This window comes from Citrobacter amalonaticus (assembly GCF_018252635.1).
Classification (GTDB): Bacteria; Pseudomonadota; Gammaproteobacteria; order Enterobacterales; family Enterobacteriaceae; genus Citrobacter_A; species Citrobacter_A amalonaticus_E.
On record NZ_JAGTXM010000003.1, the window covers coordinates 239828 to 254728 of the forward strand.

Sequence of the window (14901 nt, forward strand, 5' to 3'; positions counted from 1 at the left end):
ATGACGGCGTAAACGCCTTATCCGGCCTACAGGACGCATATCTGTGGGCCGGATAAGCGCAGCGCCATCCGGCATTTTCGATTATTGCGCTTTAGCCGTTGCCGGTTGCTGACCAGCCGCAGGTTCCAACTGGAACACCACATCGACCTGATCATCAAACTGAATTGCCGCCTGCTCGTAAGTTTCCTGCGCTGACACCGGCGCCGCATCCGCTTTCATCATCCGCACCATCGGGCTTGGCTGATAGTTCGAGACATGGTAACGCACGCTGTAAACCGGCCCCAGCTTGCTGTTAAAACCGGCCGCCAGTTCTTGCGCCTGATGAATGGCATCATCAATCGCCGCTTTACGCGCTTTGTCTTTATAAGCATCCGGTTGCGCCACGCCTAACGAAACGGAACGAATTTCGTTCAGCCCCGCTTTCAACGCGCCGTCCAGCAACGGGTTGAGTTTATCTAACTGACGCAGCGTCACTTCGACAGTACGAACCGCACGGTACCCTTTCAGAACGCTTTTCCCGTTCTGATAGTCGTAATCCGGCTGAGTACGCAAGTTCGCCGAGCTGATGTCTTTTTTTGCGATCTGATTTTGCTCAAGGAAAGAAAGATATTGCGCAACGCGCTCATCAGCCTGTTTCTTCGCCGTAGCCGCATCTTTCGCCGCCACATTCACCTCAATTGCCAGCGTGGCAATATCAGGCGCAGCATCCACGCTTGCCGTCCCGGAAGTCACGATGTGCGGTCCATCAGGCAATTCGCCCGCCTGCACCGACATTGCACTGAATCCCACTAATGCCGCCAGGGCTATCACTTTGAACTTCACTGTCGCTCCTCCATGTTACGTGAGTTAGCCCAAATTTCAGGGCGCATGCAGGCAAGCTTAGCGCGAAATAGACTGTTGTCCATCAGACAACGCTTAGTTGAACAAGGCGTGAACATGCGCAACGCCTTCTTTTGCCAGTTGAAAAGCGATGAACCACATCACCAGACCGACCAGCGAATTGATGATCCGCTGCGCTTTAGCCGTCCGCAGTCGCGGCGCGAGCCATGCCGCCAGCAGCGCCAGACCGAAGAACCACAGGAAGGAGGCGCTGACGGTGCCGAGCGCGAACCAGCGTTTGGGTTCCACATCCAGTTGTCCGCCCAGGCTACCCAGCACCACGAAGGTATCCAGGTAGACGTGCGGATTCAGCCATGTCACCGCCAGCATGGTGGCGATTATCTTCCAGCGCCCCTGCTTCATCACTTCCGCGCTAGCCAGTTCCAGATTGCTGCTCATCGCCGTCTTTAAGGCGCCAAAGCCGTACCACAGCAAAAAGGCCACACCGCCCCAGGTCACCAGCGCCAACAGCCACGGTGACTGCATCAGTAATGCGCTGCCGCCAAAAATCCCGGCGCAAATCAGCAGCAGATCGCTGACGGCGCACAGCAGTGCAATCATGATGTGATACTGGCGACGGATCCCCTGATTCATCACAAAAGCATTCTGTGGGCCGAGCGGAAGTATCATGGCTGCGCCAAGCACAAGGCCTTGAAAATAATACGATATCACGGTAATCATCCTGAGCGTTGTCTCTATAGCGCAGACTATAGCGCGGGATGATCATTAGCGGAAATGGATAATATTAATCGTGGATTAGGGAAATTAATGCGGGGGAATTTTGCCGGATGGCACAACGCTCATCCGGCTGATAATTACTCTGCTGCGACGTCTTTCACGCGTTTGAAATTTACGTCCATCTGCGGATACGGGAAGCTGATTCCAGCGGCATCAAACTCACGCTTAATCCGCTCCAGCACGTCCCAGTATACGTTTTGCAGATCGCCGCTGTTGCTCCAGACGCGCACCACAAAGTTAATCGATGATGCCCCCAGTTCATTCAAACGCACCGTCATTTCGCGATCTTTCAGAATACGGTCTTCCGACTCGATAATCCCGGTGAGGATCTGTTTTACCTTATCGATGTCAGAGTCGTAAGCGACGCTGATAATAAATTCATTACGGCGTACCGGCTCGCGGGAAAAGTTGATGATATTGCCGGCAATGATTTTACCGTTCGGGATGACGACAATTTTCCCGTCTACAGTTCGCATGGTGGTGGAGAAAATCTGCACATTCAGCACCGTCCCCGCAACGCCGCCAAGATCAACATACTCACCGGCACGGAACGGACGGAACATGACCAGCAGAACGCCTGCGGCAAGGTTAGATAACGATCCCTGCAACGCCAGACCGACCGCTAAACCAGCGGCGCCGAGCACCGCAATTACTGACGCCGTTTGTACCCCGACCCGACCGAGCGCCGCAATCAGCGTGAAGGCGATAATCCCGTAGCGCACCAGCGCGGAAAGGAAGTCTGCCACGGTGGCATCGATATGACGCGCCACCATCAGGCGGTTAACCGTATTCGACACCAGACGCGCCACGATCATCCCGACAATAACAATAGCAATTGCCGCCACGATGTTGACGGCATAACTCAACAGCAATGCCTGGTTGCGGACCAGCCAGGTCCCCGCACCGTTGATGCTGTCGACAACATTCAAATCTTCCATTACATGTTCCTTGGTCATAACAAATCAGAGCAAATGAGATCAATCTCACGAAAACACCCCGTTAAAGGTAAACAATAATGGATGAATATGCCATTTTCGTTATGTTCCAATTCTGGATATCACGATTATTGCCGTTCTGCGGGACGATCTACCATCCGCAAGAATCCGCCCACCAGCGCATGTTTTTGTTTAAAAATAGCGGCAATTTCGCTGACCACTTTTCCACTGCCGGCATTCTTCCAGGCAATAGAGAGCGGTGACGGTTGGCGAGGGTTCACCACCGAACGGGCCACCAGTGCGCCGGACTCCACATAAGGACGGCACAGACGTTCCGGTAAGAAACCGACGCCAAGGCCACTTAAGTGACAGGCCAGCTTGGTGCTGAGATCCGGCACCTTAATCTCCTTTTGCCCGCTCAACAGCCAGGCCACACGACGAGTGAGCGTGCGCGACGTATCTTCAATATTGATGGCGGGGTAGCGACGCAGCATGTCGTCCGATAAAACCGTTGCCGGATGACTGGCCAATGGATGATTCTGCGCCACCACAAACTGCCAGCTAATATCCCCCAGCGGCAGCAGCGAAATGTTGTTTGACAGGGATTCGGAACCGGTCACCCCAATCGCCAGTTGATAATCGTCATACAGCAGCGAATCCCACACGCCCATATAAACCTGGCGGGAGATCTGAAATCGGGTGAAGGGAAACTGTTGATGCAGCCATGTCAGTAAATCAGCAGTCGTCTGCGGCTGATACAGCAAGTTATTGACGACAATATTGACCTGACGCTCAACGCCCGCATTGATTTGCTGCAGCTCATCGGGCATGGCGTCCAGCCAGTTAAGCCACTGTCGGCAATGTTCGAGCAGATGCTGCCCGGCCAGCGTCAGGCTGACGGAACGCGTGGTACGCAAAAAAAGCTGCGTCCCCACCTGTTCCTCCAGCGTTTTTATGCGATAGCTGATTGCCGCAGGCGTCTTATGCAGCGAACTGGCGGCACGGGAAAAACTTTCCGTCTCAGCCACCCGAATAAACGTACGTATTGTTTCCTGGTCGAGCATGCATTCCCCTTGAGTCAGCCATCTGTAACCAGCGTTGCGCCAGCGCCATCCCCAACACTGTGTCAGCGCCGGAAGTGTGCCCCACCGTGAGCAAACGACGAAGCGCGCGGCCGGCATCACGCCCGGTTTGCAAGCTGCGCATGACACCTAACACCGGCGTCGAAAATTCGCCTACTCTGGCACTGTTAAGATAGCTACAGCTTACCGAAGTTGTCAGCCGCGCGAGTTGATCCGCCGGGGGTAAAAAAAGGTTAACCGGTATCCCGGCAGCTATAAGGACCGCCAGCATTCCCGTCAACATATCATCACCGCTGGGCGTGAGCCCGGGGCCTCGTCCGATGAGCCAATGCCAGTCAGGCGCGGCCCCACTCGCCCAACGCTCCAGCCCGGCGACGATCTGCGGATAACACGCCACGGTATTGAGTGGCTGGTTGAGCGCACCACCCAGACCCGTTTGCTGAGCGCAAGAAGACAGGTCGAGAAGTGCGATGGCGGAAGGAATCAGTTGTAACCGGAGCTGGCGCTGAGGGCGAAGGGTTACCCCTTGCCCGGTCAGTAGATCCCCGTTTTTGCACAAGCGCGAAACCGTCTTCAGGCGGGAAAACTGAGTATGGCTCAACAACACACCGGTCGGCCCCATCCCTTTACCGTAGCGGTATAAGGTCAGTAACTCGCCGTTTGCATGGCTGAAATTGATCGCCTGCGAGAAGCGACTGTGCAGCGTCCATTCACCATCAGGAAGTCGATAAAGCCCGGCGCAGGCCAGGGCATTGAATGTATTCATCGCTCCACTCCGGGGCGGCATTGCCGCCCCTTTTACTCGTCACTTATGCCGTGATGTGGTGCTCTTCCGCCAGCGCTTCCAGCGCTTTTTCAAAGCACAGCAGCGGTGCGCGTACGGTCCCCGCACCAACCTGACCGATCCCGGCGTCGCGGTGAGCGATACCGGTGTTGATCAGCGGCGTTATCCCCGTTTCCACGACGCGACGGATATCCAGCCCCAGACACGCCCCTTTGAAATCCCAGGAAGGGATCTGAAACAAAGGGTTATTAGCGAGGTAGATTTCCGCCATCTCTTCGGACGTTTCCAGCGCGGCACCCATACCGCCCGCACCGACGAAACGCGTCACGCCGGGTGCAGCAATCATGGCTGCGCCACCAATGCCCAGCGTCTCGGTAATGGCGCTATCACCAATATCCGGGTTAGCGTCAGCCTGACTGTAGCCGGTAAAAAATAAACCCTGTGGCGTATTTACCGGCGCGGTAAACCACCGGTCGCCGGTGCCGCTGACGCGAATACCAAAATCACGACCATTACGCGTCATTGCCGTCACGATAGAGCCTGCTTTAATTACTGCCGCCGCATCCATCACCGCTTTGCTGTAAGCCATTGCCAGGTTGAGGAAGAACTGATCGGTCACGCTCAGGAATTGGAGTACCGCAATGATTTCGGCTTTCGGGCGGTCAAGACCGGCGATCACAGGGGACAGCGTGCGCAACAGTAGCGACGAGGCCGCGATATTACGCTGATGAAATTCATCCCCCATTGTAATCGCCTGGGCCATCATCGCCGTCAGATCCACCCCGTTTTCCATGCGAGTCAGGGCCTCCTGTAACACCGGAGCCAGCGTATCGCGCATCCAGCGTAGACGCGTCTGTACATCCTCACCGTAGGCGCCGAAACGCATAACCTTGCCGATCCCTTCATTCAGGTTGCAGCAGGACTGATTGCCGTGTACCACGTCCCGGACTACCAGCACAGGCATGTTGGCCGAGGTAATCCCGCCCATCGGGCCGACGGCGCCAACATGATGACACGGGATAAATTCCACTTCTCCCTGACTCAGGAGACCGATGGCCTCTTCTTCACTGGCCGCCCACCCCTCAAACAGCGATGCGCCGATACAGGCGCCGCGCATGGGGCCCGTCATCTCTTCCCAGGCAATCGGCGGGCCGGCGTGCAGCAATTTACGCCCGGTGGACAATTCAACCACCGCCTCTTTCGCAGGACGAACAGCAACCCAGTGTGGGCGGGCGGCTTTGATGCGTTCAATAATGGCGTCGTTAGCCTGTGCAATTGATGAATACATATCGGTACCTCTGAATTAATGTAACTGCTTGAGTAAACTGGCGAGACGCGCGTTGCCACCGGCAATCGGCGCCCACTGATAATGCACAACCGGCGTGCCGCTGCTTTGCAGATCCAGCGCGAAGCTACGCAGTCCGGCATTGATCACCTGCACCCCATCCAGCAAGGGGTTAGGTGCGTCTGAGGAACGGGCGTCCTGATGATGTGTCAGGCTGATGGCGAGTAACACGGCCTCTTCCAGGGTTTCCACCACGGCGATTCCTGCTTCACGCAGAATGTCAGTTTGTCCACTGCGTCCCTGTGGGTCGGCATCGGTTCCGGTCAGGGTGGCGATGGTGACCAGCGGCGCGTTCCGCGTTGCTCGAACCTGTTGGACAGCCTCCACGACGGCGCCAGCCGGGTCAGCACAGGCGCCATAGCCCAGCACCACATCCAGCAGCAGCACGCCCACATCCGGCATCGCTGCCAGCTTTTCGATTTCAATGCTGCGGGTTGTCGGGTCGATCATCGGGTGTGGTCGACCCAGCGTGTAGCTGTCATCCCCCAGATCGACAATGCGATGGCCCTGTGCGTCAAGCATCACGCCAGCGGCGTGGCTTTCGCTCACCGGTACACCCAACCCGGCCGAAAGCAGCATCGCCGCTTCAGCCGCAAGGGTTCCACCGGCATACAGACCATAAATGCCTTTTCCAGCCACCTCGGGTTGAATCAGGCGCTGCTGCGCCACGCGCATCAGCAGCACTGCCAGTTGGGCAGCATCCGAGAGCGAATTCGCCAGCCAGACATTCCCCTCACGGCGCTGATCCGGTTTATTCCCGAGAAAGAGCGCGACCACCGGTTTACCCACTTTTTGCATCGCATGGATAATGCGGGTTCTGACCTGCGGCGACGGCGGCTTGGAGACAAAGGCGATCACCCGCGTGGCATCATCGGCAGCCAGCATTTCCAGCGCCGTTAACGCGCTGATGCCACCCACTTCCGCGCTCAGATCGCGTCCCCCTAAGCCGATGGCATGGCTGATCCCCTGCTGATGTAGCGCAATCTGCGAGGTGACCTCCTGAATCCCCGTCCCCGAGGCCCCTATCACGCCAATCCCGCCGTCGGGTAACACGTTCGCGAAAGCCAGTGGGCTTCCGGCAATCATCGCCGTCCCGCAGTCCGGTCCCATCACGATAAGCCCTTTTTCGCGAGCCAACGTTTTCAGCTCGACTTCCTTCTCCAGCGGGACGTTATCGGAGAACATCATCACGTTTTTACCGGCCAGCAGTCCCTCTTTTGCTACGGAGGCCGCATACTCCCCGGCAACCGACACCAGCAGCAGATTGGCCTGCGGTAATTTCTGACACGCGCTCTCCCAGCGACGTGCCTTCAGCAGTTGCTGTGAACTGCCCGAGGCGCTGGCAATGGCGCTCAACTCTTTTTCCAGCTGTTCGCGAATGAGTTCGAGGATCCCGGGCTGCTCGTCATGCGTTCGTACCGCCACACAAATATCGTTCGGCGTGGCTTCGGCAAAATCGTTATGCCAGAAGCCTGTGGAATCCAGCATCGCTTTATTCGCTGGCGTTCCCATCATGACGGAAACCTGATCAACTTCCGGACGCTCACTTAATTTCCGGGAAATGATCATCAGGCTGACGGAGTCCTGAAAGCTTCCCTTTTTAATAAAGGCGTAAATCATTACCGCTACCTCTTATGTACGTTTTTCTTTCAAAAACAGCATGGCAACCAATCCAATCGCTAACAGAATGGCTGATACATAAAAACTGGATGCCAGGCTGCCCGTTATATCGCGCGCCGCACCGGCAATAATGGGAGCCAGAATGGAAGAGCTCATACCGATGAAATTAAATAAGCCAAACGCGGTGCTGTAATTATTTTCATCAACGCTATCAGCAACCAACGCAACCAGCACGGGATCCAGCGCCAGTTTGCCAACGAGACCATAAATACACAGGGCGACAATCACGCCGGTCATATTTGGCATCCAGACAATGGACAGCATGCTGAGGATCGCCACCGGCACAAGGAACATAATTAACGGTTTACGCTTACCTAATTTGTCGGACAGGCTGGAGAATAACAGTGCGCCGGGTATTGAAATCCAGGCCACCAGCGAAGAGATAAACCCGGTTTCGCTACCGGCAATACCGCGTTCACTTTGAAGATAATAGGGAAGCCAGGTCAGAATAACGAAGAAACCAAACAGGCTGCAAAACACCATAATATAGGTCAGAACGAGGTTGCGGTTTCTCAGGAGATCGCTGAATTTGCCTTTTTTCACCGGTTGACCATCGGTATCTACGGTGCGTTTCTTTTCTTTCACAAACAGCCAAATCGCAATTCCCACGAGTACCGAAGGAACAGCCATCGCGTAGAACGGCATCCGCCATGAATGACCCTGATCGTACACCAGCCAGCTTGACGTCATCAGCCCCAGCGCAATACCGAAGGCCATACCGCTATTGATAATGGCGCTGCCGAGCGAACGGTATTTTTTGGGAATTTGCTCGGAAGAAAGGCCGTACTGTGGGCCGTAATAGGTCCCTTCTCCCGCGCCCGTGACCACGCGGGCAAACAGCAGCATGTACCAACTTTTAGCCCAACCGGTAACGGCAGTAAAAACGCCAAAGAGAATAAACCCAGGCACCAGCACTTTTTTCTTGCCGATTTTGTCACCCAGTATTCCGGCCGGAACCTGTAATAACGCATAAGAAAAATAAAACACTGAATTAAGAATGCCTAATTGCGTTCCACTTAAGCCAAATTCCTTCTCCAGTTCGCCCATCACCGGGTTCAATACTGTCCGGTCGGCATACATGAAAATCCACCCCAGCCAGAACAGGAAAATGGTCACCCACCAGGCCGGTATTCCTTTTTTCTTTGTGACCTCAGTCACTTCACATGATTCAGACATAAGCAATCTCCCGGTAATATTTACCGTTGAACACCTCAGGTTATCTGACGATTGATGAGGCTTGATGTTTTAACTCTGTTCACCATATCGGGCTGCGCCATCATTTCGTTTGAGCAAAGTCACACAAAATTCATTGTTATAAATTCCTGGGAACTGGCCGTAGCATTATTAAAAAAAGTCTAACAATCATTTTTCAAATAATTTAAACAAAGAAATTAAAAACAATCCTAATTAACACGTTATTTTTATCAGTCAATAAGCTGTCGAATAAATCACATTATAAAAAGTCAGGAACGTTATTTTGACCACGAGATATTTTTTGCACATTGAGGTCATAATGAAAAAGAAACTGGTCATTGCGCTGGGTGGGAATGCATTATTACAGCGCGGAGAAATTCTGAGTGCGGAAAACCAACAACGCAGCATTCAGGTTTTTGCGCAATGGGTGGCGATGCTGGCCCGCGATTATCAACTGGTGATTGTTCACGGAAACGGTCCTCAGGTCGGGCTGCTGGCGTTGCAGAACGCGGCGTACACAGAATCACCCGCCTGGCCGCTGGATATCCTGGTAGCCGAAAGTCAGGGAATGATTGGTGTCGCCATCGCCCAGGCGCTGACGCAAAAAACGGCGGGTTGCCCCGTAACCACGCTGATGACACGGGTAGAAGTCGATCCGCAGGATGAGGCGTTTGCCGCTCCGGGTAAGTACATTGGCCCCGTCTATCAACCGGATCAACAGGCTGAACTGGAACAACGTTATGGCTGGACAATGAAGGCAGATGGGCAATATATTCGCCGGGTGGTTCCCTCGCCGATACCGCAAAACATCCTCGACAGCGAGGCCATCCAGATGCTGATGGAAGCAGGACATACGGTGATTTGCTGCGGCGGTGGCGGAGTGCCGGTAGTTCCGCAAGGGGAAGGATATCAGGGTGTCGAAGCGGTGATCGATAAAGATCTCACCGCGGCGGTGCTGGCTAATGCCATCAACGCCGATCACCTGCTGATCCTGACCGATGCCGATGCCGTTTATGAACACTGGGGAACCCCGCAGGCGCGTGCATTACGGCACGTCACGACAGAAGAGCTGGCACCGTTTGCCGCACCAGACGGCGCAATGGGACCCAAAGCCGCGGCGGTGATCCAGTTTGTGAAGCAAACCGGAAGTTCGGCGTTTATTGGCGCCCTGAAGGATGCGCCGCAGATATTAATGGGTGAGAAAGGCACCTGCGTAACACAGTAAATACCTTGCCGTTTGTCATTGCCGGATAAGACGCTTAAGCGTCTTATCCGGCCTACAATATCCGCCGACAGCAAAGCATAAAAAAGGCTTCCCGAAGGAAGCCATTTTTACAATCAGCGGACCCGATTACAGCACGTCGATGGCGTTCAGTTCTTTGAAAGCCTGTTCCAGACGGGTGATCATAGAAGTCTGGCCAGCACGCAGCCATACACGCGGATCGTAGTATTTCTTGTTCGGCTGATCTTCGCCTTTCGGGTTACCCAGCTGACCCTGCAGATACGCTTCGTTCGCTTTATAGTAGTTCAGAACACCTTCCCAGGTCGCCCATTGGGTATCGGTATCGATGTTCATTTTGACTACGCCGTAGCTTACGGAGTCTTTGATTTCCTGAGCGGTAGAACCAGAACCACCGTGGAAGACGAAGTTCAGGCTGTTGTGCGGCAGGTTGTGTTTCTTAGAAACATAATCCTGAGAGTCGCGCAGGATAGTCGGGGTCAGAACCACGTTACCCGGCTTGTAAACACCGTGTACGTTACCGAAGGAAGCTGCAATGGTGAAGCGCGGGCTGATTTTGCTCAGCTCGGTGTACGCGTAATCCACGTCTTCCGGCTGGGTGTACAGGGCAGAAGCGTCCATGTGGCTGTTGTCCACGCCATCTTCTTCACCACCGGTGCAACCCAGTTCGATTTCCAGGGTCATGCCCATTTTGGACATGCGCGCCAGGTATTTGGAGCAGATTTCGATATTCTCTTCCAGAGACTCTTCAGACAGGTCAATCATGTGAGAAGAGAACAGCGGCTTACCGGTTGCTGCAAAGTGTTTTTCACCCGCGTCCAGCAGACCGTCGATCCACGGCAGCAGTTTCTTCGCGCAGTGGTCAGTGTGCAGGATAACCGGAACACCGTAGTGCTCAGCCATCTGGTGAACGTGATGCGCACCAGAGATTGCGCCCAGAATAGCAGCGCCCTGAGGAACGTCGGTCTTCACGCCTTTACCGGCGATGAACGCTGCGCCGCCATTGGAGAACTGTACGATGACCGGTGCTTTAACTTTTGCAGCGGTTTCCAGAACGGCGTTGATAGAGTCGGTACCCACGCAGTTAACTGCTGGCAGAGCGAAGTTGTTTTCTTTTGCTACCTGGAAAACTTTCTGTACGTCATCACCGGTGATCACGCCAGGTTTTACGAAATCAAAAATTTTAGACATGTTACGAGTCCTGTATCTTCGGCCTTGGAAAGGGGTGCGTGCCACTATAGCGCGCTGAAAATTGGGCAGGTTTCCCTGCCCATGAGTGTCTTACTTCTTAGCGCGCTCTTCGAGCATCGCTACTGCAGGCAGAACTTTACCTTCCACGAATTCAAGGAATGCGCCGCCGCCAGTGGAGATGTAGGAGATTTTGTCAGCAATACCGAACAGGTCGATAGCCGCCAGCGTATCACCGCCGCCTGCGATAGAGAACGCGTCACTGTCAGCAATCGCGTTAGCCACGATTTCAGTCCCTTTACGGAAGTTCGGGAATTCGAACACGCCAACCGGGCCGTTCCACAGAATGGTTTTTGCATTCTTCAGGATTTCAGCCAGCTGCTGTGCAGACGCATCGCCGATATCCAGGATCTGCTCGTCTTCTTTCACGTCGTTGACAGATTTCAGCGTGGCGGCAGCGCTTTCAGAGAACTCGGTCGCGACGCGAACGTCAGTCGGAACCGGGATATCGCACGTGGTCAGCAGACGTTTCGCTTCGTCAACCAGATCCGCTTCGTACAGAGATTTACCCACACTGTGGCCTTGAGCGGCAACGAAGGTGTTCGCGATGCCGCCGCCAACGATCAGCTGATCAGCGATTTTGGACAGGGAATCCAGAACGGTCAGTTTAGTAGAAACTTTAGAACCACCCACGATAGCGACCATCGGACGAGCCGGCTCTTTCAGCGCTTTACCCAGCGCGTCCAGTTCTGCGGCCAGCAGCGGACCGGCACACGCGACATCGGCAAATTTGCCGATACCGTGAGTGGAAGCCTGCGCACGGTGAGCCGTACCAAAAGCGTCCATTACAAACACGTCACACAGCGCGGCATATTTTTTGGACAGCGCTTCGTCGTCTTTCTTCTCGCCTTTGTTGAAGCGAACGTTTTCCAGAACCACCAGTTCACCGGCAGCGACTTCAACGCCGTCGAGGTAATCTTTTACCAGGCGAACCGGGTTAGACAGTTTGTCTTTCAGATAATTTACAACCGGCAGCAGAGAGAATTCTTCGTTGTACTCGCCTTCGGTAGGACGACCCAGGTGGGAAGTTACCATCACTTTAGCACCTTGTTTCAGGGCCAGTTCGATGGTCGGCAGAGAAGCACGGATACGCGCATCGCTGGTCACTTTCCCTTCTTTAACTGGTACGTTCAGATCCGCACGGATAAAAACACGTTTACCAGCAAGATCCAAATCGGTCATCTTGATTACAGACATGGTGAATCCTCTCGTTGATTCTTGATAAAGTTTTGCAGACGCTCTTGCGCCCTACCTGAAACCTTTTGCAGCCATCGCTAACGTGGTATCGAGCATTCTGTTAGCAAAGCCCCATTCATTGTCACACCAGACCAGGGTCTTAATAAGGTGCGCGCCACTGACCCGCGTTTGTGTGCCATCAACAATGGCGCTATGCGGATCGTGATTAAAATCGACGGAGACCAACGGTAATTCCGTATAGTCAACTATATCATGAAATGCACCTTGTGCCGCTTTTTGCAGCAACTGGTTGACTTCATTCGCTTTTACGGGTTTCATCACCGTGACGCTTAGGTCGATTGCCGTGACGTTTATCGTCGGTACCCGCACCGCAATCGCTTCAAAACGATCGTTAAACTGCGGGAAAATACGGGTGATGCCTGCCGCCAGTTTGGTATCGACCGGAATGATTGACTGACTCGCCGCACGCGTACGGCGCAGATCAGAGTGGTACGCATCAATCACCTGCTGATCGTGCATCGCGGAGTGAATGGTCGTCACCGTACCGGACTCTATGCCATAGGCATCATCCAATAATTTGATAATGGGAATAATACAATTCGTGGTACACGAAGCATTGGAGACGATGCGGTGTTCCGCACGCAGTTGATCATGATTGACGCCAAATACCACGGTGGCGTCGAGATCGTTGCTGCCAGGATGTGAAAAGAGCACTTTCTTCGCGCCGGCGGCGATATGCGCCTCGCCGTGTTCACGGTTCCCGTAGACGCCTGTACAGTCCAGTACGATATCAATGCCGAGCTCGCGCCAGGGTAGCGCGTCAAGCGAAGACTCATGCAGAATGCGAATCGCGTCGTCGCCAACCATGAGCTGCTCGCGCTCCTGGCGAACGTCCCATGCAAAACGTCCATGGCTGGTGTCATATTTCAACAAATGCGCCATGCCTGAAGCATCCGCCAGTTCATTGATTGCCACCACGGTGATTTCCGCCCGACGTCCGGATTCATATAAAGCACGAACCACATTACGTCCGATGCGACCGAAGCCATTAATCGCTACGCGTACGGTCATAGATCTCCTGCAAGGCTATCCCGATTCAGATGTGGCTGACAGAGTAATCCAGCGCATCGTTCAGGGAAACCTTACCTGTCGCAAACTGCGACTGATTGATTATTTGTCGAACATTTAATCGACTGAAACGCTTCAGCTAGAATAAGCGAAACGGGGAATAAAAGGAACGATTGTCCAGAGCATAAAGCCAGCTATATGACCTGCATCACATTTTACCCGCGAAGGATGGGGGAATTATTCCAGTAAGGCGTAATAACCATCACGACGTAGCTGGAATAATTTATCGTCAGGCGAGACGGTATTCCCCGCAGGCGTTCATCTCCAGCAACAGATCGGCCGGGCGGCTCTGGCGCAGCACACGCTCCACATTCGGTCCATCCGTGCGCGTGTAAAACGCCTCGGCATCAGCTGGCGATAATCCTCCGGCCAACTTACGCCCTACCAGCCGTGTACGCAGGGCCTCCGCTGGCGCACGAATGAACAGGGAAAAATCGCAGAACGCCGCCAGCGCTCGCCATCTCTCGTCATCCCGCAGCAGCCAGTTTCCTTCCACAATGACAATCGGCGCGCTCACCACAATCGCGTCTTCGACCGGATCGTGCTTTTGCCGGTCATACTGTGGCCAGGTTCCCTCGTCTTCTCTAATCTGCCGCAGATTCTGCGCCAGTTTTTCAACGTCAAACGTTTCTGGCGCCCCTTTGAACGCACGCAGATGGTGAGTATCCAGCCAGTCATTGTAATGATGGAAACCATCCATCGGGAGCGTCTGGATCGACGGTAAAGAGGCGTCCTGACGAGAAAGCCATTCCCAGAACGTGGTCAGTGTGGATTTCCCCGTTCCGGGCGGCGCACTCAGAAACACAATCGTGCGTCGCCTGGCGTTCGCGGAATGGACGTTTGCCAGTCGCTGTAATAACGGTTTATGAACGTTTTCTATCTCATCATCATGATAATGGGCTTCAACCGGCAACCCATTAACCATCAGTCCGATTTTCACGGTGTTAATTCCTTCAAAATTGACGTCACCGCCAGCGTCATTGCCGTCTTGACCATTCCGGAAAAACGCACCTCAGACCACGCGGCAAAGTCGGCAAATTTCATCGACTCCAGCGCGCTATATAAGGTCGTATTTCGGGTGATACTGTTGACGTTGCTGATAAAATCCCAGGTGATGTCATCGGCAAACCCCGGGATCTCATCCCGTTCGCTGACGTACTGATAAAACTGCGAAAAATGCGTAATATCGGCATAAAGCCATTTGTCCATTTTTCCCAGCGCGTAAATCAGGCGTAGCGCAACGTCAATATCATCAAGCGGCCCACTCTGGGCAAGTAACGGCTTCACTGCATATTCCACAATCTCTTCATCGTTATCGACAAATAGCGACGGCAGAAAGCGCTTAATGCCCTGTAGCAAAATGGAATGTGCCGTCGTCATAAACGAAAGTAAGTTATTTTGAGCATCCAGTTGCTCCAGCACATCGTCTTCTGTCAGCGTCGTCATTTGTT

General features: G+C 53.9%; 14 protein-coding genes. 1 reads left to right on the forward strand and 13 read right to left on the reverse strand.

Going from position 1 to position 14901, the window contains the following annotated elements:
• Window positions 1–81 precede the first annotated feature (81 nt).
• From KE671_RS10840 to KE671_RS10875, 8 genes are all read right to left on the reverse strand, one after another.
• Window positions 82–822: an oxidative stress defense protein gene (locus KE671_RS10840; protein WP_206162958.1), complete on the reverse strand. Its 741-nt coding sequence runs from the start codon at window positions 820–822 to the stop codon at window positions 82–84.
• A gap of 93 nt (window positions 823–915) precedes the next feature.
• Entirely contained in the window at window positions 916–1551 is a 636-nt protein-coding gene (argO, locus tag KE671_RS10845; RefSeq protein WP_206162959.1) for an arginine exporter ArgO, read from the reverse strand.
• A gap of 143 nt (window positions 1552–1694) precedes the next feature.
• Complete coding sequence (locus KE671_RS10850; RefSeq protein WP_206162960.1) at window positions 1695–2555, reverse strand: small-conductance mechanosensitive channel MscS; 861 nt, start codon at window positions 2553–2555, stop codon at window positions 1695–1697.
• Between the two features lie 125 nt (window positions 2556–2680).
• Window positions 2681–3616 carry an HTH-type transcriptional activator AllS gene (gene allS / locus KE671_RS10855; protein WP_206162961.1) on the reverse strand — a complete coding sequence of 312 codons (936 nt, stop codon included), beginning with the start codon at window positions 3614–3616 and terminating at the stop codon, window positions 2681–2683.
• Complete coding sequence (locus KE671_RS10860) at window positions 3573–4400, reverse strand: DUF2877 domain-containing protein (RefSeq protein WP_206162962.1); 828 nt, start codon at window positions 4398–4400, stop codon at window positions 3573–3575. Before KE671_RS10860 ends, allS begins: the two co-directional genes overlap by 44 nt.
• 43 nt (window positions 4401–4443) lie before the next feature.
• Window positions 4444–5706, reverse strand: a complete 1263-nt coding sequence (locus tag KE671_RS10865; RefSeq protein ID WP_206162963.1) for a DUF1116 domain-containing protein — start codon at window positions 5704–5706, stop codon at window positions 4444–4446.
• A 15-nt stretch (window positions 5707–5721) separates the two neighbouring features.
• Window positions 5722–7383: an acyl-CoA synthetase FdrA gene (locus KE671_RS10870; RefSeq protein ID WP_206162964.1), complete on the reverse strand. Its 1662-nt coding sequence runs from the start codon at window positions 7381–7383 to the stop codon at window positions 5722–5724.
• Window positions 7384–7395: 12 nt separating this feature from the next.
• Window positions 7396–8619, reverse strand: coding sequence for an MFS transporter (locus KE671_RS10875; RefSeq protein WP_206162965.1), 1224 nt, complete (start codon window positions 8617–8619; stop codon window positions 7396–7398).
• A gap of 337 nt (window positions 8620–8956) precedes the next feature.
• Between KE671_RS10875 and KE671_RS10880 the strand changes: the two genes are divergently transcribed.
• The gene (locus KE671_RS10880) at window positions 8957–9862 is read left to right on the forward strand and encodes a carbamate kinase (protein ID WP_206162966.1); all 906 of its coding nucleotides are present in this window, start codon (window positions 8957–8959) and stop codon (window positions 9860–9862) included.
• Between the two features lie 126 nt (window positions 9863–9988).
• Here KE671_RS10880 and fbaA read toward each other — a convergent pair whose 3' ends face one another.
• The 5 genes from fbaA to KE671_RS10905 form a co-directional block, all read right to left on the reverse strand.
• Window positions 9989–11068 carry a class II fructose-bisphosphate aldolase gene (gene fbaA, locus KE671_RS10885; RefSeq protein WP_042998040.1) on the reverse strand — a complete coding sequence of 360 codons (1080 nt, stop codon included), beginning with the start codon at window positions 11066–11068 and terminating at the stop codon, window positions 9989–9991.
• 90 nt (window positions 11069–11158) lie between these two features.
• The gene (gene pgk, locus KE671_RS10890) at window positions 11159–12322 is read right to left on the reverse strand and encodes a phosphoglycerate kinase (protein ID WP_206162967.1); all 1164 of its coding nucleotides are present in this window, start codon (window positions 12320–12322) and stop codon (window positions 11159–11161) included.
• 51 nt (window positions 12323–12373) lie between these two features.
• Window positions 12374–13393, reverse strand: a complete 1020-nt coding sequence (gene epd, locus KE671_RS10895; protein ID WP_206162968.1) for an erythrose-4-phosphate dehydrogenase — start codon at window positions 13391–13393, stop codon at window positions 12374–12376.
• A gap of 286 nt (window positions 13394–13679) precedes the next feature.
• Window positions 13680–14390 carry a nucleoside/nucleotide kinase family protein gene (locus tag KE671_RS10900; RefSeq protein ID WP_206162969.1) on the reverse strand — a complete coding sequence of 237 codons (711 nt, stop codon included), beginning with the start codon at window positions 14388–14390 and terminating at the stop codon, window positions 13680–13682.
• Window positions 14387–14896 (reverse strand): MltR family transcriptional regulator, encoded by a 510-nt coding sequence (locus KE671_RS10905; RefSeq protein ID WP_042998043.1) that lies wholly within the window; start codon window positions 14894–14896, stop codon window positions 14387–14389. Before KE671_RS10905 ends, KE671_RS10900 begins: the two co-directional genes overlap by 4 nt.
• Window positions 14897–14901 lie beyond the last annotated feature (5 nt).